Consider the following 24,361-nt stretch of genomic DNA (forward strand, 5'->3'; position numbering starts at 1 on the left):
CCTATACCTTACACAATATTGAGTTTGCCTTTCGGCGGAGCCCGCTGTTAAACAGTGGATCGACGCGTCGTAACACAAAGGCATACCAGCAACACGCAGCATGAGAATTGTTTTTATATGTGGCTCTTTAGCGCCCGGGCGCGATGGGGTAGGCGACTACACTCGCAACCTGGCCCATCAATTAAGTATTACAGGCCATAAGGTTTTGCTGATAGCCATTGCCGACAGGTTTACCGAAGATATTGCCGAAGAGCAACTATTTGAAGATAGCGCCGAGGCAAACATTATAAGGATACCACACAATTGGAAAAATAGCAGGAAATGCGAATACGCTTCCAGCAAAATAAAAGACTTTAAGCCCGACTGGATCAGCATTCAGTTTGTGATATATAACTACCATCCAAAGGGTTTGCCTTTTGGTTTGCACAGATTGCTTGGCGGGCTGAGCAAAAATATACGGGTACACATTATGTTCCACGAGTTGTGGATAGGTATAAGCGAGTACTCGCCGTTAAAACACAAAATTTACGGATATTTTCAAAGGCGCATCATCGCATCAGTAATTGAGGCGGTAAAACCAAAAGTAATATCTACCTCAAATATATTGTACCGCTATATTTTAGAGCGCATACACACCTCATCGGTACTGCTGCCACTGTTTAGCAATATACCGGTAGCGCCTAAAGACGAAGCTTATACCATATCGGTTTTAAACCAGTTGGGTATAAAGAACGAAAGGGAATTAACACGCTGGAACATAGTGGGCGCTTTCGGCAAGCTTCACCCCGATACCAAAATAGAGCCGATACTGATACAGGAACTAAGCGCCTCGCAAAAGCTCGATCTGGATGTGGCTTTTATAGCTTTCGGTAAAATAGGCGACGAAGGGCAGCAAGAGTTTAACAGGTTAGAAAAATCATTGGCGCCTGCTATCAGATTTCTGAACCTGGGCGAATTAAGCGAAGCAGAAATATCAAATACCATGCAGTTGCTCAACAAAGGCATATCATCAACCCCATTACATTACATAGGTAAAAGCGGCGTATTCGCTGCCATGAAACTGCACAATGTTGATGTATTCATCCCTGAAGAAGCCATGTTTCCGCAGTTTGACGCCAAGGTGAAGACTTATGTGAATGGCTTTGTAAAGCAAGACGCGTCGCAATGGGATGTAACCAATGTGGCTAAAAAGTTTTTAGGCCTGCTGCAATAATACACCGGTAAATAACACACTCACTCTTACAATAAATAAGTACACAGTTAACCTTAACAAAACAATAATATGATTAACGTAGATAATATTTTACAGTTACAAGCAGATACTGTTATTGAATGGCACAATGAGCTGATCGTAAAAGAAGAAAAACTTCCGTGGAAATTTATTGAGGAAAACCACATGTGGAACTTCTCTTTATGGCACGAAGAAGATATAGCGAGGATAAAAGACATTGATCCTTTACGTATTGTGGAAGCAAAACGCAATATCGACAAGTATAACCAGGCCCGTAACAACGCTATCGAAAAAATTGACGAGTGGATATTATCATACCTGGAAGTAGCCGGTACCGTACCGGGCGAAAAAATGCACTCTGAAACACCGGGTATGATCATCGATCGTTTGTCTATCATGTCGTTAAAAAGATACCACATGAACGAGGAAACTTTACGTGAAGATGCCTCTGCCGAACATAAATTATTGTGCGGTAACAAAGTAAAGGTATTGGATGAGCAAATAAGCGATCTTTCAAACTGTCTTAGATTATTACTGATCAGTTTGCAGGTAGGCGAGTTGAAATTTAAGGTTTACCGCCAGTTTAAAATGTACAACGACCCAAGTTTGAATCCCGAATTGTATAAACGAGAACAGCAACTTAATGGCTAAGCGAAAATTAACCATCGACTCCTCTAAGGGCGGCAATGGTGATATCTGGATGCGATTGGTGAGCTTTTACGCCATCGCCGGTATTTTAACCGATCTGGAGATCCATTTACTGATCCCAAAGTTTTTACGCAACCTTGCACAGTACGCCTTTGGCGACAGGATAGTTATTGCCGACGAAGCTACCATAGGCCACATAGAACTTAGCTACTCAAATTTGGGTATGAAAGATCTGATTCGTGGCATCAGCAAAGGCAATAAATACATCAGCCCTTATCAACGGTCGGTAATAAACGATAAAAAGAAAAAGCAGCTTAAAGATTCTGTCAATTTGCTGTTGTTTACCATTGCCGATGTTTTAGGTGTGGTGCAGGTACCGCAGTGGCGATGGATAAAAACTTACCAGGGCTACCTGGATATCATCGGCATTAAAAAACTGAGAAGTGTTGATTACGATCAGTACATCAATAAAATGCAGGCCGATTATGAGTTGCTCTACAACAAACTTAATGGTCCCGATCTGCCTGTATCTCCTGAACTGGAGTTTCCGGCCGATTTGCACGAGAGTACGGTAATATTCCCTACAGGTACCAGCAGGCAATTTATCCCGGTGTGGTGGGCAAAACAAAACCTGCCCAATGCTTATTACGCATTCTTCCATAAAGATGCCGAGGGTGAGAAATTTAAAGAAGCAGGCCTTAAGGTAGTGCCTTTTTATAAAGAAGCCGGTGACATTATAGCGCTTTCAAAAGCCGCTAAGTGGACGGTGAGTACCGATAGCTTTCCATCGCATTTATTGCAATACGCTTCAGAAACCTGTAGCATCACCATCACCGAAGTATTAAGATCAAGAATCATATCGCCCGTTTTTAAAGGGAAGGTGATTGATGCCCAGGTAAAATGCCACCCATGTTTGCACCTCGATCGTAAAAACCACCCGCTTTGCGCGGCCGGTTTTTCGGAATGTCAAAACTGGGTAAGCAGCATTTACACAAACGATCTCATCCAATCTATAGCCGTTTAAAATTACATTCGAGTAATGAATAAATTAAAGTCCTTGTATTTGGAGATCCTGCGTATTTCGGCAGCGTTTTATGTTTTCATCTTCCACGTAGGGTCAGTAACCATAGGCGGCGAGCGTTACTTTGCCACTACCGATTTTAATGATAGTCTGGGTTTAAGCAATCTTGGCGCGCATTATTTTGTGGTGGTGTTCTTTGTACTGTCCGGCTTTCTTATCACCATGTCGGTAAATAAGCCGGGGGTAACCATCAAAAGCTTTTTTATTGCAAGGTTGGGTCGCCTTTATTCGGTATTGATACCGGCGCTTATATTTTCGTTTGTGGTAAGCTTTGTAATTATTTACAGTGGCAGCATCCCTGCCGAGCTGATCAAAAATAATGAGCACCTCGTGATACGGTTTTTTATGAACCTGTTGTTTTTAACACAAAGCTGGACACTTTGCAGCACCCCGCCGCTCAATGACCCGTTTTGGTCGGTAACCTACGAGTTTATTTACTACGCGCTTATCGCAGTGATCACACTCGTTAAAAACTCAGTATTTAAATGGTTGGTTTTAGGCTTTATAGTACTGGTAGGTTTTCCAAAGGTTATTCTTTTGTTCCCTGCCTGGCTGGCCGGCTCGTTGCTGTATTTTGTTAGTAAAAAGGTAAGTGTCAATAAAGGTGTTTCAGCGGTATTGTTCGTGCTTTCATTAGCCGGTATTATCGCGGTTATCATCAATCCCGAACTGGTGCCATTTACTAAAAACGAAAGCGATAACCAGTTTTTGGGTTTCAACCTTTTATTCTCATGGAATTACCTGGCCGATTTTGTTTACTCATTACTTATAGCTGCCAATATTTATTTCTTATTCTCCGTAGCTGATAGTAATTTGTTTAAAGGCGAGCAAAAGGTAATTACTAAACTGCATGATATTTTAAGGTTGGTAGGTAATTGTACTTATACACTTTATCTGTTCCATTTGCCTTTGTTGTTCCTGTTCGCATCGCTTTTACCTTACGACAGAACTAATTACCTGTACCCAACCGGTTTGATAGCTGCTACCCTGTTATCAGTATTCATTATAGCCCGGTACACCGAGTGGAAGGTGGATTTTTGGAGATCAGTAATGGAACGCACATTCAATTTATTCAGCTCCCTGTTTAAAGGGAATTTAAAAACATCGAAAATCTGATGGTTTCTATTTGCATACCAACCTATAATCAGGCGCCATATATTGAACTGGCTGTACGCAGTGTGTATAACCAAACAGTAAAGCCGTTTGAAATAATTGTATTTGATGATTGCAGTACCGATCAAACACCGCAGATACTTGAAAAGCTGGCGCTGGAGATACCTATATTAAAAGTATTCAGGCAGCCACATAACCTTGGAATAGCGGGCAATGTTGATTCGTGCCTGCGTGCCGCCACCGGCGATCTGGTAGTCAGGTTAGATTCTGACGATCAACTTTTTCCCGAATACGTTGAAAAGCTATCGGCACTGATCAGTGAATATCCAAACGCGGGTTACGCGCACGCTGCCATACAGGAAGTTGATCAATCGAACAATTTTTTAAATGAGCGCCGCCTGTTCAGAAAAACAGGTTTTGTAACCGGCGAAACTGCCTTGATGGAAGCCTTAAAAGGCTACCGTGTTGCGGCAAATTTGATCATGTTTCGTCGTGAGGCTTTAGTAGCGGTGAACTACCTTGCAGGCAGGCCAAATTTTGGCGAAGATTATCACATGGCTTCAGCTATATCTGCTGCAGGGTACGGTAATGTTTATTTGAACGAAATTTTGGGTTATTACCGTGTATGGGTTGATGTAGGGAATGTAAGGCAAAAACGTAAGCTATCTGAAATTGACGGGATAAGACGTGTTTTTGACGATGTACTGGCACCTGCCTTTCAAAGGAATGGATGGGGGCTCGCTAAAGTTAACCAAACCCGCGTAAACTTCGCCGTTCGCCAATCCGACTGTTTGGGTTGGGATATTTACTCCGAACCCGAGAAAGAAGAATTGGTTACCGCTATATATAAATTATCGTCAGCGCCAAAAGTTAAGTTTTTTGTGTGGCTGCATTCTAACAAGATGGGCGGCTTGTTCAAATTATTCTCAAACTTAAAATCAGTACCTAAATCAATTATAAAAAGGTCTGTTTTAAAACTTCAAACCAGCAGGGCAAAATAAATGAAGATCATTCTTACACATCCAACAGGCAACCGTAACGTACGTGCCGTGCTTGATGGTTTATTACGTGGCAATTTCCTGGCCGAGTTTGAAACTACCCTTGCCATTGACCCCGCTTCGGCATGGCTAAAAGTATTGCCAAAGGGCATGCAAAAAGAATTGCTCCGCCGCTCATACGATGTATCAAAAGACAAAATATGGTCGCACGAGGGATTGGAAATAGCCCGCATGGTTTTGCCAAAACTGAAACTAAAAAGGTATACCAATCACGAAAATGCTTTTGCCAGTACCTACTCGGTATATAAAGATTTTGATAAGGCTGCTTCAAAACGCCTGGCCAAATATGCAGGCCAAAGCAAGCTAAACGCAGTTTATGCTTATGAAGATGGCGCTTTAGAGCAATTTAAAAGGGCTAAACAATTAGGTTTAACCTGTATATATGATTTACCCATCGCTTACTGGGAAACAGGCCGTAAGCTGATGACCGAAGAGGCCGACCGCCTGCCGCAATGGGCCAAAACCCTTGGCGGTGGTATACTCGACTCTGAAAAGAAACTTGAACGCAAGACCCAGGAAATGGAACTTGCCGACGTAGTAGTTGGTCCGGGTTCATTTGTAATGGATTCGGTACCGGCCTGGGCAAAAACAAAGAAGATGATCGTATCCCCGTTCGGTTCACCTTCAACAGCTAACACGCCCGTTATAAACCACAAAAAAACCGACAAGCCGTTAAGAGTATTGTTTGCAGGATCAATGGGGCAACGCAAAGGATTAGGGGATCTGTTTGCCGCATTGAATCTTGTAAACAGCAAAAACATCGAGTTGGTGGTAATGGGCAGCATGCTCGAAACACCGGAGTTTTACCGCAGCGAATTTGCCGGTTTTACTTATGAGCCGGGGCGTTCACATGCCGCGGTTCTGGAGCTGATGCGCAGCTGCGACGTGTTTTGCCTGCCCTCGATAGTAGAGGGACGCGCGCTGGTAATGCAGGAAGCCATGTCGCAAGGGTTGCCGCTTATTATTACGGCAAACACAGGCGGCGCGGATTTGATTATAGAAGGCGAAACCGGCTTTTTAGTGCCTATACGTTCGCCGCAGGCCATAGCCGAAAAGCTGAACTGGTTTTTAAGCAACCGCGATAAAGTGGCAGCAATGGGTGAACAAGCCCGCCTGCACGCGGCTAATTACTCATGGGAAAAATACGGCTCAACCATAATTAACGAGCTAAAAGAATTTATACTTTAAAAATGCAGCAGTTTAATTGTACCTTTTCAGGGCGTTAAATTGCGGGGATATCCGGAAATGAAAGCAATCGGTTACGAAGCAAATAATACGCACATAGTTTCTCGTATGGATACAGCAGCAGATTTTAAGTGGTTAAAGAAAGCGATATGGGCCTACTTTTTGCTCCTCATTTTTGAAGGGGCTTTGCGTAAATGGTTCCTGCCCGGTTTGGCCACTCCCTTGCTTATCGTGCGCGACCCAATAGCCATGTGGCTGGTATACGAAGGCTGGCAACGCAATCTTTTTCCATCTACCATTTACCTGAAGGGTATGGTGATCATAGGGTTGATCAGTATTTATCTGGCAGTGGTTGCCGGCCATGGCAACGTAATAGTTGCTATATATGGGGCGCGCATATTTTTGATACACTTTCCGCTCATATTTTTAATTGGGCGGGTGTTTGACCGCGAAGATATTTTACAGATGGGCAGGGTTACCTTATATATAGCCTTACCTATGCTCATACTCATTAGTATGCAGTTCTACAGCCCGCAATCGGCTTGGGTAAACCGTGGTATCGGTGGGGATATGGAAGGAGCAGGCTTTAGTGGTTCGGGCGATTTTAAACGCCCGCCGGGCACCTTTTCTTTCACAAACGGTACAGCATTGTACTTTGGCTGGCTGGCACCTTTTGTATTATACTTTTGGTTCCATCTAAAAAAAGTTAATATATGGCTGCTCATTTCCGCTTCGGGCGCCATGCTTATCGCCATACCATTCTCTATTAGCCGTACCTTGTTTTTTGAGGTAAGCTTAACAGTTGCCTTCGCGGTAATAGCCAGTGTGCGCAAACCTGAAAACTTTACCAAAGTTGTAATTGCCGGTATCGCCGGTATTATAGTACTGGGCATATTAAGCCAAACAGAATATTTTACCACAGCCACCGGTGCGTTCTTTGATCGTTTTGATACGGCTAATGAGCAGGAAGGCGGTTTAGTTAAAGGGGTAATTGGCGACAGGTTCTTCGGTGGTTTATTTACCGCGCTGGAAGAATCGTCTGATCAGCCTTTTTGGGGTTATGGTGTTGGCCTGGGTACAAATGTGGGCAGTATGCTGCTGTCAAATACCCGTATGTTCCTGCTGTCAGAAGGCGAGTGGGGCAGGCTTATCGGCGAGGTTGGCCCCTTACTTGGTTTAACTATTGTATTTATGCGGGTAGGTTTGGCGCTTAAGTTAACCTGGGGAGCATATAAAAAATTAGCTCAAAACGATTTTCTGCCCTGGCTGCTGCTCAGCTTCGCTTTTATCAATATTATTATGGGCTCGTGGGCACAACCTACGGCACTTGGTTTTGGTATTGTGATAGCCGGGTTATTAGTAGCATCACTTAAGCCGGAACCAGAACCGGACACAGATACCGATTACGAAGATTCTTAGTTACTTAAGCATTACTATTTTGAAAATTATCTTCTTTACGCATCCCGATTTTTTGGGATCGGCGAGTATGCCCCGCTTTGCAAAAATGCTTGCCGACGGCATGATACAACGCGGCCACGATGTAGAGGTATGGCAGCCTAAACCAAAGTTCTTCAACTGGTCTAAAATTGGGTCGTTAAAAAAATGGCTGGGATATATTGATCAGTTTGTGGTTTTCCCGTCGGAGGTTAACAAAAAGCTTAAAAACTACGGCAACGATACCGTATTTGTATTTACCGATCATGCTTTAGGCCCCTGGGTGCCTTTGGTAAGCAACAGGGCGCACGTGGTACACTGCCACGATTTTTTAGCCCAGCTATCGGCCCTTAACCATATACCAGAAAATCCTACCGGTTTCACCGGGCGTATCTATCAAAAATATATCAGGGGTGGTTATACCAAAGGGAAGAATTTTATTTCGGTATCTGAAAAAACAAACGAGTTGCTTCAGCAATTTTTACCCGCTAAACCCGCGTTGAGCGAGGTAGTATATAACGGGCTTAATCAATCATTCAATTTAATTGATAAAGCTGAGGCAAGGGCAACATTATCAACCTTAACAGGCCTCAACCTTAATAATGGGTTTATAATGCACATAGGCGGTAACCAATGGTATAAGAACCGCGCGGGTGTTATTGCAATTTATGATGCATGGCGTAGTGTAAGCGATAAAAATTTACCATTAGTGCTTGTAGGTAAAGCGCCTAATGCCGAATTGAACAGTAAAAAAGCGGCATCGGCCTACGCGAATGATATATACCTTTTAACCGCCGTAATCGACGAGCAATTGCAATTGGCCTATTCAGGGGCTACCATGTTATTGTTTCCTTCACTGGCTGAAGGTTTTGGCTGGCCAATTGCAGAGGCTATGGCTTCGGGTTGCCCGGTGATCACTACCAATCATGCCCCCATGACGGAGGTTGCCGCGGATGCCGCTTTCTACATTGACCGGAAACCTGAAGTTGCGGAAGACGAAAATGCCTGGGCAAAAGAATCGGCTAAAGTGGTTGAGCACGTGGCCAGCCTCACCGCAGCAGAACTTACCGACGTAATAAACGCAGGCCTCAAAAATGCCGAACGTTTTGACACTGAAGTATCATTGAATAAAATAGAAAGCATCTACAAAAAAATATCGGCCAACGTTGCGTAGCTTGCTTTAAACCTAAACAAACATGAATAAACCTGTAAAAATTGCCGGGTATACCAGCATTATTTTAGATAGCCTGCGGATATTGGCTGCCCTGATAGTACTTGTTTTCCACATGTTCTATCACTGGTTTCACCCATTAACCATGGCTTACAAGCTTGATGATATCGCGCATGCCGCGGTGATCATCTTCTTTGTGCTGTCGGGTTATTTAATTTCATATACTACCACTACCAATAACAGGGGGAGCTCAAAATATTTTCAGGCACGCTTTAGCCGTTTATATTCGGTAGTTGTGCCGGCCTTAATTGTAACCGCGCTATGCGAACTGGTTTTAAAAGCCATTCAGCCCGAAATATATGCTTCGTTTACCAGGGGAGCATCATTACCAAGATATATCATATCAGGCTTGTTCATGAACGAGATCTGGTTCTTTTCGGCTGCTCCGCCAATGAACGGGCCGCTGTGGTCGTTAAGTTTTGAGTTTTGGTACTATGTTATCTTCGGTTTGTGGATGTATAAAAAGAAAGGCATCCTATCGTACATAATACCAATAATAGGCTGCCTTATTGCTGGACCCAAAATTTTGCTGATGATGCCGGTATGGCTGATGGGTTACCTGGCTTTCCGTGTACAGCGTGTTAATATTAACAACACGGTGGCCTGGTTGCTATTTGTGCTGATGTTTTTTATGGCGTTCTTTTTAATTACATCCATTTCGCCATTACCTTATAAACTGGGTACACCGCCATGGTATTTTTCGGCACAGTTTTTTACCGATTGGATAATTGGCTTTTGCATAGGCTTCGCCTTGTGGATAATGCCTAAAGATACCACTGCTAAAACATCCGGCTGGATAAACGGTATCCGTATAGCGGCCGATCTTACCTTTCCGATATATGTGCTGCATAACCCGATACTGATACTTTGGGACGCGATATTTATAAACCATATAAAAGATGTATCGCAGTTATGGCAGCCAACACTTTCGGTATTGGCAGTAACAGCTATTATTGGTTTTCTTTTAGAAAAACAGCGATATATATGGATTAACCTCTTCAGGAACCTGTTTAATCAGCTTAAAAAAATAATTACCTACCTAAAACCCGCCCCTAACGTAAAATAAAGGTTAATTTATGGTGGTCATTTTGGTCATTGTGTCAAAATTACACTTTGCGGAGTAACCTAAGTGGCTTTGTAACGTAGAAAGGGTTGAAAATCAATTGATTTTTAAGAGCGTTTATGAGTAAATTACCACTGACCCATATCGCCTCCACTCAAAAAACAGGAAAAAAGCTGTTTTGGAGGCTTGTTGTAGCATTTTTAGGATATCTGCTACCTATAGTTATTTGTTTAAAGCCGAATGCCGTTCTTGGCCAATCTGCAAATTATTTAACCAGTCCGGCTGCAAATACTTACACTTTAACCCAGCCGGCCAAAACCAGTGCAGGTATTTATACCAAAGATAGCATACTGGTACGTACCCTGTGGACAGCTAAAAATTATGAAACCGGCACCTACCGCATTGAGTGGGATGGTAAAGATGATTTGGGCAACCCGGCACCTGCCGGCGATTACGTAGCCAAAGTATTGGCCAACAATGTAAAATATACATGGAACGGCATTATCGGAAACTCGTCTGACAGTAATACCGGCAGCACCGTGCACCGTGGCTCATACTACTTTATGACCGGTATGACCATTATAAACAATACTGCTTACTACAGCAGCGGTTACAGTGAAGGTCGCCCAACTGTTGCAAAATTTGTTACATCGCAGCCGCAAAAGAAAATCAATGTTGAAAAAAATCCCGGTACTACCACCGCCAATATTGATTATGTTGCAAGTGATGGCAAACTGGTATATTGGTCGGGTTATGATGCTTATGATAATACCAACACCTGGGTTTTTGCCAATAAAATAGCCGACGATAGCGATGTTATTTTTACCGCAGGTGTTCAATACAACCAAAAACACGGCAGGGGCTATAATGCCATTAGTTATATTAACCAGGCAAAAGCAACCATAACCGGCCTTGCAGTACAAAAGAAAGGCAACTTTTTATTTATAGCCAGGCAGGGTTTAAACAGGCTTACCATTTTAAATAAAACAACAGGCGCTGCAATAACCAATCTAACTGTTAGCGCGCCCAAGTTTTTATGTGTTGATGGCAATGATAACCTGTGGATGGTAACCGATAGTAACAAGGTTGCAAAATACGTTGTTAATACTAACGGAACACTATCAGCACCGGTTTTAACCATATCAAGTGTACTTGCGCCGATAGCTATGGCGGTTTCGCCAGATAATAATACGCTTGCCATTGCCGATGGCGCCCTTACAAGCCAGCAAGTAAAGGCCTTTAACCCCACCACAGGCGCCAAGCTATGGATACTGGGTACAGCAGGCGGCTACATCCCTAACTCTTTAGTAAATAACAATAAGTTTTATTTTAACGATATAAGGGGTAAAATGTACGCGGCCGGCGCGGCAGGTTTCTTCCTGTTCATCGCTTTTCAGCCCGATGGTTCCTTTTGGGTTAATGATCCGGGGAATTACAGGGTGCAACACTACTCGGCTCAATTACAGCATATTGAAACTATTATGGCTATGGGGCCAAGTTATTCAACCTGGGCCGATAAAAATGATAATACAAGAGTAGGTGCCGAGTACCTCGAATTTAAGGTTGATAACACTGTACCTTTAACGGGTAAAACAGGCTGGCAATTGGTAAGGAACTGGGGTGCTAACGTATCAACCGCTTATGACCGTACTACCAAGTTCACTAATGTGGTCACTCTTAAATCAGGAAGTGTAAACAGAACATTCGCTTTCCTGCGAATAATGGATAACTACCATTTGGTAGAGTTTAAATCAGACAATACATTACGCTTTACCGGTATAGTTAAAAAGCACTGTAACTTGGATAAAGACGGTTCTTTATATATGGATGATTTAACCCGTTATACCTTTAAAGGTTTCGACGCGCAAAATAATCCTATATGGAACACCGTGCCCGAATCATTAGGCAGTACGGTAATGTTGAACGACAAGTCGCCATTGCCTAAACAAGGGTTTAGAAACACATATCTTACCTCATCGGGCAAGGTTGTGTTTTACGATTATGGTATTGAGCTGAGTATCCGCCCAACTGTAGTGATCAATACAGGCTTCCATTTAGGTGCCATGCAAAAAGGCGGTAAAGATTATTTATGGAAAACCGCCAAAGCAACACATATAAGTTATAAGGGCGCTTATCCCGAGCCCGACCTATACGATATAGGTAACCAGGTTAACAATAATGCAGGCAGTTCTGCCATGGTGTTAAACAACAATATTATTACCGGTTACCATGGCGAGTTTTGGAAAGGTACACAAACCAATATGTACAACCATTATTTTGATAATGGTTTAGCTATAGGGCAATTTGGTACCGTTGGCCAGCACAATGGCGAACAAGCCCCGGCAATGATGGCGGGTAACGCGTTGTCGCCTCAATTGGTAAAAGGTAACAGTGCTGATGAAGCATACCTGTTCCATGGCGATGAGAGCTTTCATGGCGGCATGCACAAATGGACTATAAGTGGTTTAACTACTGTTAAGCTGCTGAATGTGCCTATAAAATATCCTTCGGATAAAGTGGCGGCCATTGTAGCACCCGGTACCGATTTGATGGTGGGCTTACCTTATGATCAGCCGTTGGTAAATAACACAGCAGGCTGGACCATGAGCCCCGCAACTCAGCAAACAGGCTGGAATGTGAGAACTAACGCGCTTGTATCTGATAAACGGGATAACCCGGATGTATATATAGTTTGTAAATCAGAAACGGGTACTTTTAGCGTTAACCGCGACCTGGGTAATAATAACAAACTGGAATATTGGGCACTCAACGGCGAAATATCGTATTACCTTACTGATCAGCAAGGCGTAATGAAACAATATTTTGATGTACTGGATAACACCGGGAAGATCATTGTACGTATCAGTAATGTTTGGGCGCATTCATCAACTCCCGGTCAAACTAAAAATACCATTTACGGTAACAGTAAAGTACTGGTAACCGGTTTAAACGATAGCTTTATTGCCCCCTTAATGCAAAAACTGCAACCTTTGGAAATAAGAGGAAGCAAAGGATCGGTAATTATTAAATATGCCGGTTATTCAGTAACGGTTCCACCTTTTGATGCCACGGCCAATGTATCATCGCCAAAAACAATGCGAGCATATATTACAGGCGGCGTTAACCCAACAGGGCGTAACTTTGGTTTTAAAGATATGCGTTTTGTTAATACCGCTACACCACAAGCAATTACGTTTGAACCGGTAGGCATCAAAAGCCTGGGCGATGCGCCATTTAACCTCATCGCGTCATCAACCAACAACATGCCGGTTAGCTTTAGCTTAGTATCAGGCCCGGCGGTAATTGATAAAAACACCGTTACCATAACAGGCGAAGGTGATGTGGTAGTTAACGCATCACAATTAGGTAACTCGGCATACAAACCGGCCCCTTCTGTTAAACAAGCATTTACAGTAGCCGGTATCGAAAAGAATACACACATAGCCTTATAGGCTGATAAAAATATTGCAAACAGTAAGCAGGTGCATCACGCACCTGCTTACTGTTTTAATAATACCTTCAGGCGGAATAGATAATCATTTATGACCGCGTAATACACTTTTTTCTAAATTTACAATGTGGTAAATTCGGCTTTGGCCGGATATTAACTGCTGCATTTATATCTGTTGCTCTATGCCAACCAACCTTTCCACCTTTACCATCGGCGATTATAAAAATGGTAGTAAAATAAAAGTACTCGTATGGTACTTTATCAATTACTATATTTTTAACAGCTCGTTTCCGTGGCCTTATAAGTTTAAAATTTTCTTGTTACGCGCTTTCGGCGCAAAAGTGGGCGATGGGCTGGTGATTAAAACCCGCGTACGTATCAAAAACCCATGGCGATTAACTATTGGCAATCATTGCTGGATAGGCGAATCGGTATGGATAGATAACCTGGAAAATGTAACCATAGGCAATAACGTTTGCATATCGCAGGAGGCGCTGCTGCTTACCGGTAACCACGATTATACAAAGAGCGATTTTCCGTACCGTTTAGGTGGCATTGAACTGGAAGATGGGGTTTGGATTGGTGCCAAAAGTACCGTATGCCCCGGAGTGGTTTGCAAGTCGCACGCTATTTTAACGGTAAACTCTGTTGCTAATAAAAACCTGGATGCCTGGAGCATTTACTCAGGCAACCCCGCTACGTTTGCACGTACGCGAAAATTTGAAGATTAAGCCACTCATTTCAATTTCTGTTGATTCATTTTCGGATCTGTAATATACCTTCTCTATCTGTAACCTTTACTTATACCTGTACTACTTGTTATTTTATTTATTAAAAGATAACAAGCATATTTACTCGAACAATCTTTCACAATTAAGTTACACATGCATCGAATTAAAAGCCTCGACGGGATACGCGCGATTTCAATTTTTATGGTTTTACTTGGTCATTGTGCCGATACCATAGGCCCAATTGTAACCGATAACAGTGCATTTCCGTTTTTTGCCAATGCCCGTTTAGGGGTGCGTATCTTCTTTGTGATAAGCGGTTACCTCATCACTAAAATACTCATCACCGAAAGAGATAAAACAGGGGGCATCAATTTAAGGAACTTCTACATCCGCAGGGCTTTCCGTATATTTCCGGTATTTTACCTGTATATTATAACCCTTATCGTACTTAAAAACTTTTTCATTCCGGAGCTTTTTGAAAGTTATGAGTGGATTGGTTTCGCATCGGTTTTTTTGTGGAATTACGCGCATTGGTTTATTGTGCCTAAAGCCACAAACGGCAACGTGGTATGGTTTTTTGGTCACTTCTGGACGCTATCCATGGAAGAGCAGTTTTATCTTTTATGGCCAATAACCTTTATCAAATTAAATGTAAGCACATTAAAAAAATTGGTTATCGGTATTATAATTGCCGCACCGGTGGTGAGGCTGGCTACTTATTATTTTATGCCCGATAGCCGCGGACAAATAGAGATGATGCTGCACTCGGGTGGGAGCATCATATTGATGGGCTGCCTTGGCGCGTTGATAGAGAACACCGCTTTCTTCAGAGATAAAGTAATGAAACTGGTTAACAACACCGCGCTTATCGCGTTCATCGGTCTGTTCGTTTTTGTTATTTCGCCGATGTTAGATCACCGTTTTCAGGGGGCTTATAAGTTACCCATTGGTGCCAATCTGGAGAGCTTGTTGATCATGATCCTGATATTCTGGAGCATTTATGTGCCTTCAAAAGTAGCTGTATTTCTTAACAGCAAAATAATTACACATATCGGTGTGTTATCGTACTCGCTATATATATGGCAGCAACTATTTTTAAATAATAAGATCAATTACTGGTTTAACCAGTTTCCGCAAAATATTTGCCTGGTAATTGTGATAGCCCATATATCATATTATCTTATCGAAATGCCATTTTTGAACCAAAAGAACCGTTTTATACGAAAACCCAAACCAATGGTTGTAGCAAGTGTTTAAAAAGGGCTTGCAGTATTACGGTATAAATAATATCTTTATAAACTACCTATGCGATCCGTCGGGTCGAGTTTATTAAGAATTTCTTTCATCCAATTTACCTTGCCGTTTTTAGGCTTTTGCATCCTGAATGGAAAAAAAAATAAATTTACTGTGCCTGCCTTTCGCAGGTGGCAGTAAATATGCTTATCGTGAGTTATTTAATACTATACCATCCATTTTTAATGTGATGGTTTTTGAGTATCCGGGCAGGGGAACAAGAATAAATGAAGATTTATGTGCCGATGCCGGTGCTATTGTTGATGATCTTTACAAACAGGCGCAAACCATTATTCATAAAGGCGAATACGCTATTTACGGGCATAGCTTAGGCGGAATGCTGGCCTACCTGTTAGCCTTAAAACTGGTAGAGAACAACCAACCACTGCCTGTACATATTTTCATTACAGGTACGCCCGGTCCATCAGCCCCTTCACGAACAACTAAGAAGCGGCATCTGTTACCTAAAAAAGAATTTATAGCAGAGGTGAAATCGCTGGGTGGTATGCCCGATGAAATTTTGGAGAGCGAAGACATGCTCGACTTTCTGGAACCTATACTGCGTAACGATTTTAAACTCAGCGAAACCTATAATTATATCGATAAACCAGCACTCAACATCCCGTTAACGGTTATTACCGGTACTGATGAAGACCTGGAAAAAGAAGAAATATTGCTTTGGGAAAAAGAAAGCAACAGCGGCGTTGAATTTATAGAGATGGAGGGCAACCACTTCTTTATACTACAGCACCAGGCAGCTATACTGCAAACCATACAAAACACTATCAGTAAACTTATTAAATCGCCCTATCATGGATAATAAACAAGTATATCTTAAACCAAACGTGGTATTTGAACCATTGGTAGATAAATGGTATGCCTGGAGCCATTTAATATCGCCGGCAACGGCAGCAATGAATATTGTAGGCAGGCATTTGGCTATCATCGAGTCGTATTTGTCGGCGCCGGCCATTCACGCCAGCGCGGTGCTTAACCCTAAAATGAAGGGCGGTCCGTTTATGGATTTTGGCGGAGGCCGTGTAGATGAAGTTCGCGAGCTGGAAGCGCAATCATACAAAAAACAAGATCGGGTAATTGAGTTTGCCAAAGCCATTAAATCGCTTGATAGGTTACTAACTGCTGAAGCCACCGGTTACGGTTTGGAAGACCTTTATCCTAAAGTCCCCGATATTTTGAGGGGATTTGTAGAACTGTATTACGACCGTAATAACAACCCGGGTTTCAGATTTTTTGAAGCCTTATTATACCAAAGCGAGTTTTATAACAAAAGTTCGCAAAGCATAGCCTTATGGTTAACTGATAACGATGAGCGCCCGTTTTGTTTGAGCACACCACGCCTTGAAGAATCGCATGTGTTAGACTTACAGGTGCCTTTTGAGCATGAGTGTATAGATGAGCTTTCGAAAATGAAACGTGTACCGCAAAGCTACGAGTACATCAAAAATCTATGCGGTATTAAGCCCGATCAGGAAGCCTTGTTTGAAACCTTCTTTACCGAAACCGTTCCGCCTCCGTACGAAAAATATACCGGCGATAAAATACGCATGCGCTACTTTGGCCATGCCTGTATCCTGGTTGAAACCAAAGACATCAGCATACTGGTTGATCCGCTGATCAGCTATTATGGTTATGATTCTGACGTAACACGCTTTTCGGATATCGATTTGCCTGATACTATTGATTATGTGTTGATCACTCACAATCATCAAGATCACATCCTGTTTGAAACTTTGCTGCCCTTGAGGCATAAAATAAAGAACCTGATTGTTCCGCGTACATCAAGCGGCAAGCTGGAAGATCCCGACCTGAAGCTGATGTTCAGCAATATCGGTTTCAAAAACGTGATAGGTATGGACGAGATGGAACCTGTTCATTTCAACGATGCCATTATTACTGCCCTGCCATTTATTGGCGAGCACAGCGATATGAATATATTGACCAAATGCTGCTACCTGGTAAAAGTGGGCGATTTTAAGCTCCTTTTCCTGGCCGATTCACGCATTGTTGAGCCAAGATTATACGAACTTATTCATAAACATATTGGCGATGCCGATGTGCTGTTTATAGGCATGGAATGCGACGGCGCGCCTTTGACCTGGTTATATGGCCCGCTGCTTACTAAGAAATTGCCACGTGATATGGACGGCAGCCGCCGGCTTGCCGGTTCTGATTGTGATAAGGGCATGGCACTGGTAGATATCTTTAATCCGAAAGAGATTTATGTATACGCCATGGGGCAGGAGCCTTGGGTGGAGTTTATCAGCAGTATTAAATACACCGATGAATCGAACCCGATTGTACAATCGAACAAATTGGTGAAACTATGCACCGAACGCGGCATTATAGCCGAACGCTTATATGGCGAAAAGGAGCTTTTATACGAAATGAATGCAGGCAGCTTAGCGGAACAAGAATAGCTGGCGCACCTTTTTTGAACATTTAATAACCTTATGCACAAACCGTTTTTTCCTTTACACCCTGCCCAGCAGGAAGTGTTTGTTGATCAGCTTCTGAACATCGATAGCGCCCAATATAATATTGGCGGGTACATCGTATTGAAAGGAGCGTTGGATAAGGAGAAATTCCATGAGGCCGTGGGCTCGGCCCCGGTGGTGTTTGACGCGTTCAAGTTCAGGTTTGATTTGGCCCTTGCCGAATTAGGTTATCAATATGATGACAGCTTCGGCAAATGCGAACTGGTTGAGGTTGATTTCAGCGATCAGGAGGATGCCAGTGAAGAGGTCATCAAATGGATGCAGGGACAGTTCAATATTCCTTTCGCGCTAAGCGCGCAAACACTGCCTTTTGATCAATACCTGGTGAAAATTGCCGATGATGAGCATTGGTTCTTTGGTAAATACCATCACCTCATTACCGATGGTTACGGCTTTATTGTTTACGTACAATACGTAGCGCAAAAATATAAGGCCCTGGCTAACGGCGACGATACGGTATTTAACTACCCGGCCTACAGCGAAGAAATTGCCAACGCAGGCGAATACAACCAATCTGAACGTTATAAAGATGACGAGCAGTACTGGAATGAGAAGATCGCTGCCAAACCGCAAAAGTTGCTTACCCCGAAATATACCTTATCGGCAGCGCAAAAAGCAAGCACCACTTACAATATTGATATTCCGGCGGAGCAAAGGCTCTCTCTGGAGTATATTCAGCAGGTAAGCGGGGCCGGTTTTCAACAACTTACTTTAGCGGCATTGCTGATATACTTTGGCAATGTATCGGCAGATACTGACTTTGTATTTGGCATCCCGGTGCATAAACGGGGCTCAAAAAAGCTGCGTAATATGGTGGGTATGTTCAGCGGGGTTTTGCCGTTTAAAGGCAGCTTTGATAAAGAGCAAACTTTGGCCGGTTTATTGGCTGATGTTACCAACACGCAGAAAAAAGATTACCGCCATTATAACTACCCCATTGCCGACCTTAGCCGCAACCTTAAGCTGAATATTGCTGATGGTTATTTGTGCGAGGTGGTGGTAAACTACGAACCGCTTGATTTTGGCCTTGATTTCGGCGACGAAATTGAAGCCCGCATTATCCGCCTGGGTAATGATGAAGAGCGCACGCCATTGCAATTATGCTGGCGCGATTACGGCAAAAACCAGCCGCTGCAATTACAAATACAATTCAGAAACGAATACTTTACGGCAGAAGAGATTGATCTTTTAGGTAAACGTATCCTTTATATTATAGCGCAGTTTCCGCAGGCGCTTGATAAAAGCGTAGGAGATATAGATATTTTACCTGCTGCCGAACGCGAAACGTTATTGGCATTCAGCACTTATATGCAATCGGAAGCCAATACCGAAAGCTATCCCGAAGGGAAAACGATCATCGACCTGTTCGAGGCAAAAGTGCAGCAGCACCCTGATGCTATAGCATTGTTGTTTGAAGGCAAGGAACTTAGCTACGCCGACCTTAACGCGAAGGCCAATCAACTGGCATATTACCTGCAAAAGCAAGGTGTACAGACCGAAACATTGGTGCCCATTTGCATTGAGCGTGGTTTCGGGATGATCGTGAGCATACTGACGGTTTTAAAGGCGGGCGGTGCTTATGTGCCTGTCGACCCTGAATATCCGCAGGACAGGATTAACTACATGCTGGAAGATTCGGGTGCCAAACTGGTGATCGGTAGCGCGCAAACCCGTGAAAAACTGGCTGGTTTTACCGGTACTATCATTGAGTTAGATGGTATAGAAGATGCATTACAGGCAGAAAGTACGGATAACTTAGATGCTGAATCAGTCCCCGATAACCTGGCCTATGTAATCTACACATCGGGCTCTACCGGGAAACCTAAAGGGGTAATGGTAGAGCACAAAGGCCTGGTGAATTTGGCTGTTTATCACGATATTCTGTTTGATGTACAGGTGGGTACGCGCATATTGCAGTTCGCGTCGTTTAGCTTTGATGCATCGTGCAATGAAATATTTACGGCATTGGCCGGCGGAGGTACATTGGTACTATGCCGCAAAGAAGTGCTGTTATCGGCCGATGGTTTTAAGAACCTGATTGATACCTACAAGGTGGAGGTAGCTATTATACCGCCATCATTCCAGCAAATTATTGAGAACGATCTGGGTACGCTGCGCAGCATAATATCTGCCGGCGAAGCCCTGAACGAGCGTTTGGGAAGGCATATCCAATCGAAAGGTGTGAGGCTGATCAATGGTTACGGGCCTACAGAGGGCACCGTTTGCGCTACGCTGTCGGTTGATCCTATCCGCCCCGATGGCACTATCGTTATTGGCAAACCTATTGATAATGTACAGGTATACTTATTAAATGATGATACTTCGCCGGTGCCAATTGGCGCTTACGGCGAGCTGTGCATTGGTGGCATACAGGTAGCCCGCGGTTACTTGAACCGTGCGGAACTTACTGCCGAAAAATTTATTGATAATCCGTTTGATACTACCGAAGGTGCAAAGCTTTACCGCACAGGCGACTTGTGCCGCTGGCTGCCCGATGGTAATATAGAATATGCCGGTCGTAAAGATGACCAGGTAAAAATAAGGGGCTACCGCATTGAACCGGGCGAAATTGAAAGCGCGGTACAACAAAGCGGCCTGGTAAAACTATCTGTAGTGGTAGCCAATACCGATGCGCAGGGCAATAAACGCCTGATAGGTTATGTAGTGCCTGCCGAAGGTTATACCAAAGAGGGTTTGGTAAAATACCTTAACGGTTTACTGCCCGAATACATGGTGCCGCAACTGTGGATAGAAGAAGAAAGCTTTAAACTTACCACCAATGGTAAGATAGACAAGAAAGCGTTGAAAGCGCCGGATCTGAGTGATTTACAATCCGTAGCGTACCGTGCGCCTCAAAATGAAACCGAGCAAAACCTTGTGCAGGTATGGAGCGAGTTATTGGGTATTGAAAAGATAGGTATTGACGATAACTTTTTCGAACTGGGCGGGCATTCATTACTGGCCATGCGCGTCATCTCGCAGATCAGGCTGCAAACAGGGAAGGAGCTATCGGTTCGTGATCTGTTTAATAATCCTACTATCGCCTTACTTTCTGCCAAAATAAACGATGAAAAAGCAATTGCTAACCAACCGGTATTAGCAGCAGGCGAACGCCCGGCGGAGATTCCACTATCATTCAGCCAGGAGCGTTTGTGGTTTATCGATCAAATGGAAGGCAGCGTTCAGTATCATATCCCGGCGGTATTTAAACTGGAAGGAACGGTAAATAGAACGGCGCTTGAAAATACTTTTAAGGCTATTGTGAACCGCCACGAAGCATTACGCACGGTGATCACAGCGGCCGGAGGCATAGGTTATCAGCAGGTACAGCCTAAAGATAACTGGGCACTGGGTTATCACAAAACAGAACAAAACAACGAGGCAGAACTTCGCAGCCTGATAACTACCCTTATAAGCAAACCTTTCGACCTAAGTGCTGATAGCATGCTGCGCGCAGACCTGCTGGAAACCGGTACTGACGAGTATATGCTTGTGATCACCATGCACCATATCGCGTCGGATGGCTGGTCGGGTTCGGTATTGGTAAAAGAGTTTGTAGAATTATACAGAAGCGAGGTCACTCAAACAGCACCAAACTTAACCGACTTACCAGTACAATATGCAGATTATGCCCTGTGGCAACGCGGCTACCTGCAAGGTGAAACACTGGAGCAAAAACTCAACTACTGGAAAGAGAAACTGGATGATGTAGCCCCGCTGCAATTACCAACAGACCATGCCCGCCCGGCGGTACAAAGCACCAAAGGCGCTACCCAAACTTTTCAATTGAAAAGCGGTGTGGGCAAAAAGCTGCAAGATTTAAGCAGGGAGCAAGGGGTAACCTTGTATATGACCCTGCTATCGGTATTTAAAGTATTACTGCACCGCTACAGCGGACAAGAAGATATTTGTGTAGGTACAGCGGTTGCAGGCCGCAACCAGGGCGAACTGGAAAGCTTGATCGGGTTCTTTGTAAATACTTTAGCCCTGTGCGATGAAGTGCGAGGCAATGATACATTTACCCAGTTACTCGGCAAAGTAAAACAAACCACTTTAGCCGCGTACGAACACCAGGACGTGCCATTTGAAAAGGTGGTAGAAGCGGTAGTGAAGGAGAGGGACACGAGCCGTAGTCCGCTGTTCCAGGTGATGATGGTATTACAGAACACGCCCGAAACACCTGCACTGGAACTGAACGACCTGCAACTCGAATACAAACAAGAAGCGCACGGCACCTCGAAGTTTGATTTAACGATGTTTTTGACAGAGCAAAACGGCGAGATCAACGGCGAAATAGAATACAACACCGATCTGTACCAGGCTGCTACAATAGCAAGGATGATCTGCCATTATGAAGAATTGATCGGTGCGGTAATTACTAACCCGGCCGAAGAGATAGGTAAGCTGAACATCCTTACCGAAGCAGAAAAAGAACAGCAGCTTACTCAATTCAACAATACTCAAACAGCTTACCAGGCAGATAAAAGCATTGCCGAATTATTTGAGCAACAGGTACAGGCAACACCATCAGCAACTGCGTTGGTGTTTGAAAACGCCGAGCTGACTTACGAGGAGCTTAATAAAAAGGCTAATCAACTGGCCGGCTACCTCGCCCAACAAGGTGTAACTGAAGAAACACTGGTGCCACTATGTGTTGAGCGTGGAGTGGAGATGATGATAGCGATTCTGGCTATCCTGAAAGCAGGCGGTGCTTATGTGCCTATCGATCCTGAATATCCGCAGGACCGTATCGCTTACATGCTGGAAGATACCAATGCCAAGTTGATACTAAGCAGCGTGGCAAGCCGGGATAAATTAAATGGCTTTACCGGTAAGGTGATCGAGCTGGATAACGAGGCGACACAAGCCTTGTTAAGTAATGAAAGTGAAGAAGATCTGGCTGTAAAAGCATCGACTAACAACCTTGCTTATGTGATATACACTTCGGGTTCTACCGGTAAACCTAAAGGTGTTTTGGTGGAGCAGGGGAATGTGGTGAGCCTGGTGAAAAATGTTAGCTACGTTGATATCAGCAGTGATGATGTGGTACTGGTAACCGGAGCGCCAACCTTTGATGCCACTACTTTTGAGTACTGGAGCATGTTGCTGAACGGCGGCAAACTTATCCTGTGTAAAAATGAGGATCTGTTCATCGCGTCGTCGCTTAAAGCATTAATTACAAAATATAGGGTGACCACCATGTGGTTCACCTCAAGCTGGTTTAACCAGTTAACAGAGGACAGTCCGGAAGTATTTAGCGGGTTGAAAACCATACTGGTAGGCGGCGAAAAATTATCGGAACACCATATTCAAAAGATCAGCACAGTATACCCGGCACTGAACTTAATTAACGGTTATGGTCCTACCGAGAATACCACCTTCTCGTTAACTTACCCGATAACAAACCCGGTCAGCAATCCTATCCCGATAGGGAAACCTTTAAATAATCGCACCGCTTACGTACTTAACAGCAGCTATCAATTGGTGCCCGTCGGCGCGATCGGCGAAATTTATCTTGGAGGCGCGGGTTTATCAAGAGGGTATTTGAACCGCGAGGAATTAACCCGCGAAAAATTCATCAGTAATCCATACGATACCGGCGGCAGGTTATACAGCACCGGCGACTTAGGCAAATGGCTGCCCGATGGCAGTATTGAATACATTGGCCGCAAGGACGACCAGGTGAAAATCAGAGGGTTCCGGATAGAGCCGGGTGAGATTGAAAGCGTGGTTAAACAAAGCGGACTGGTAAAACAGGCCGTGGTAATTGTAGGTACCGATGCGCAGGGCAGTAAAAGGCTCATCGGTTATGTTATCCCCGATGAGGGCTACAGTAAAGAAAACCTGCTGCAATACCTCAACAGCGTGCTGCCCGATTATATGGTACCGCAGTTATGGGTTGAAGAAGAAAATTTTAAACTGACCGCTAACGGAAAAATCGATAAAAGAGCACTCAAGGCACCGGATATGAGCGGCATCCAGTCGGCAGCGTACCGCGCGCCGGAGAACGAAACCGAAGAGAAACTGGTGCAGATCTGGAGCGAATTATTGGGGATAGAAAAGATAGGTACGGAAGACAGCTTCTTTGAATTGGGCGGGCACTCGTTGCTGGCCATGAGGCTTATCCATCGTATTGAAACGGGTTTATCCATCTCCATCCCGGTGAATATGCTGTTCAGGTTTACCACTATTAAAGAATTAGGCAGGTATATTGAAACGCAAACACACAGGGAACCTGTTGATCAAAAAAGAGCATTCAAGGTAATGGATATTTAACATAACGATATTACCTTAAACAGATATTTAAGAACAAAAGCTAAGCCTGA

Annotated in this window: 15 protein-coding genes; all 15 read left to right on the forward strand. The window is 43.8% G+C overall.

Annotated elements, in window-relative coordinates; translation table 11 throughout:
* Positions 1-100: 100 nt before the first annotated feature.
* The 15 genes from AC07NA_RS10565 to AC07NA_RS10635 all read left to right on the forward strand — a co-directional run bounded on the left by AC07NA_RS10565 (position 101) and on the right by AC07NA_RS10635 (position 24,311).
* On the forward strand, positions 101-1,213 hold the full coding sequence (locus AC07NA_RS10565; protein WP_494897537.1) for a glycosyltransferase: 1,113 nt from the start codon (positions 101-103) through the stop codon (positions 1,211-1,213).
* A 69-nt stretch (positions 1,214-1,282) separates the two neighbouring features.
* Positions 1,283-1,882, forward strand: coding sequence for a DUF4254 domain-containing protein (locus AC07NA_RS10570; RefSeq protein ID WP_494897538.1), 600 nt, complete (start codon positions 1,283-1,285; stop codon positions 1,880-1,882).
* Positions 1,875-2,903, forward strand: a complete 1,029-nt coding sequence (locus AC07NA_RS10575) for a hypothetical protein (RefSeq protein WP_494897539.1) — start codon at positions 1,875-1,877, stop codon at positions 2,901-2,903. Before AC07NA_RS10570 ends, AC07NA_RS10575 begins: the two co-directional genes overlap by 8 nt.
* A gap of 15 nt (positions 2,904-2,918) precedes the next feature.
* On the forward strand, positions 2,919-4,076 hold the full coding sequence (locus AC07NA_RS10580; RefSeq protein WP_494897540.1) for an acyltransferase family protein: 1,158 nt from the start codon (positions 2,919-2,921) through the stop codon (positions 4,074-4,076).
* Positions 4,076-5,074, forward strand: a complete 999-nt coding sequence (locus tag AC07NA_RS10585) for a glycosyltransferase family 2 protein (protein ID WP_494897541.1) — start codon at positions 4,076-4,078, stop codon at positions 5,072-5,074. Before AC07NA_RS10580 ends, AC07NA_RS10585 begins: the two co-directional genes overlap by 1 nt.
* Complete coding sequence (locus AC07NA_RS10590) at positions 5,075-6,319, forward strand: glycosyltransferase family 4 protein (protein WP_494897542.1); 1,245 nt, start codon at positions 5,075-5,077, stop codon at positions 6,317-6,319.
* A 57-nt stretch (positions 6,320-6,376) separates the two neighbouring features.
* Positions 6,377-7,735, forward strand: a complete 1,359-nt coding sequence (locus tag AC07NA_RS10595; protein ID WP_494897543.1) for an O-antigen ligase family protein — start codon at positions 6,377-6,379, stop codon at positions 7,733-7,735.
* A 19-nt stretch (positions 7,736-7,754) separates the two neighbouring features.
* Positions 7,755-8,924, forward strand: a complete 1,170-nt coding sequence (locus tag AC07NA_RS10600; protein ID WP_494897544.1) for a glycosyltransferase — start codon at positions 7,755-7,757, stop codon at positions 8,922-8,924.
* A gap of 22 nt (positions 8,925-8,946) precedes the next feature.
* Positions 8,947-10,047, forward strand: a complete 1,101-nt coding sequence (locus tag AC07NA_RS10605) for an acyltransferase family protein (RefSeq protein WP_494897545.1) — start codon at positions 8,947-8,949, stop codon at positions 10,045-10,047.
* Between the two features lie 116 nt (positions 10,048-10,163).
* Complete coding sequence (locus tag AC07NA_RS10610) at positions 10,164-13,496, forward strand: FlgD immunoglobulin-like domain containing protein (protein WP_494897546.1); 3,333 nt, start codon at positions 10,164-10,166, stop codon at positions 13,494-13,496.
* A 181-nt stretch (positions 13,497-13,677) separates the two neighbouring features.
* On the forward strand, positions 13,678-14,226 hold the full coding sequence (locus AC07NA_RS10615) for a WcaF family extracellular polysaccharide biosynthesis acetyltransferase (protein ID WP_345210294.1): 549 nt from the start codon (positions 13,678-13,680) through the stop codon (positions 14,224-14,226).
* Positions 14,227-14,379: 153 nt separating this feature from the next.
* The gene (locus AC07NA_RS10620; protein WP_494897547.1) at positions 14,380-15,483 is read left to right on the forward strand and encodes an acyltransferase family protein; all 1,104 of its coding nucleotides are present in this window, start codon (positions 14,380-14,382) and stop codon (positions 15,481-15,483) included.
* Positions 15,484-15,610: 127 nt separating this feature from the next.
* The gene (locus AC07NA_RS10625; RefSeq protein ID WP_494897548.1) at positions 15,611-16,339 is read left to right on the forward strand and encodes a thioesterase II family protein; all 729 of its coding nucleotides are present in this window, start codon (positions 15,611-15,613) and stop codon (positions 16,337-16,339) included.
* Complete coding sequence (locus AC07NA_RS10630; protein ID WP_494897549.1) at positions 16,332-17,957, forward strand: MBL fold metallo-hydrolase; 1,626 nt, start codon at positions 16,332-16,334, stop codon at positions 17,955-17,957. The genes AC07NA_RS10625 and AC07NA_RS10630 overlap by 8 nt, the downstream gene beginning before the upstream one ends.
* Positions 17,958-17,990: 33 nt before the next feature.
* Complete coding sequence (locus AC07NA_RS10635; RefSeq protein ID WP_494897550.1) at positions 17,991-24,311, forward strand: amino acid adenylation domain-containing protein; 6,321 nt, start codon at positions 17,991-17,993, stop codon at positions 24,309-24,311.
* The last annotated feature ends 50 nt before the right edge of the window (positions 24,312-24,361 follow it).

This window comes from Mucilaginibacter sp. GW821-FHT07G05 (assembly GCF_059418565.1).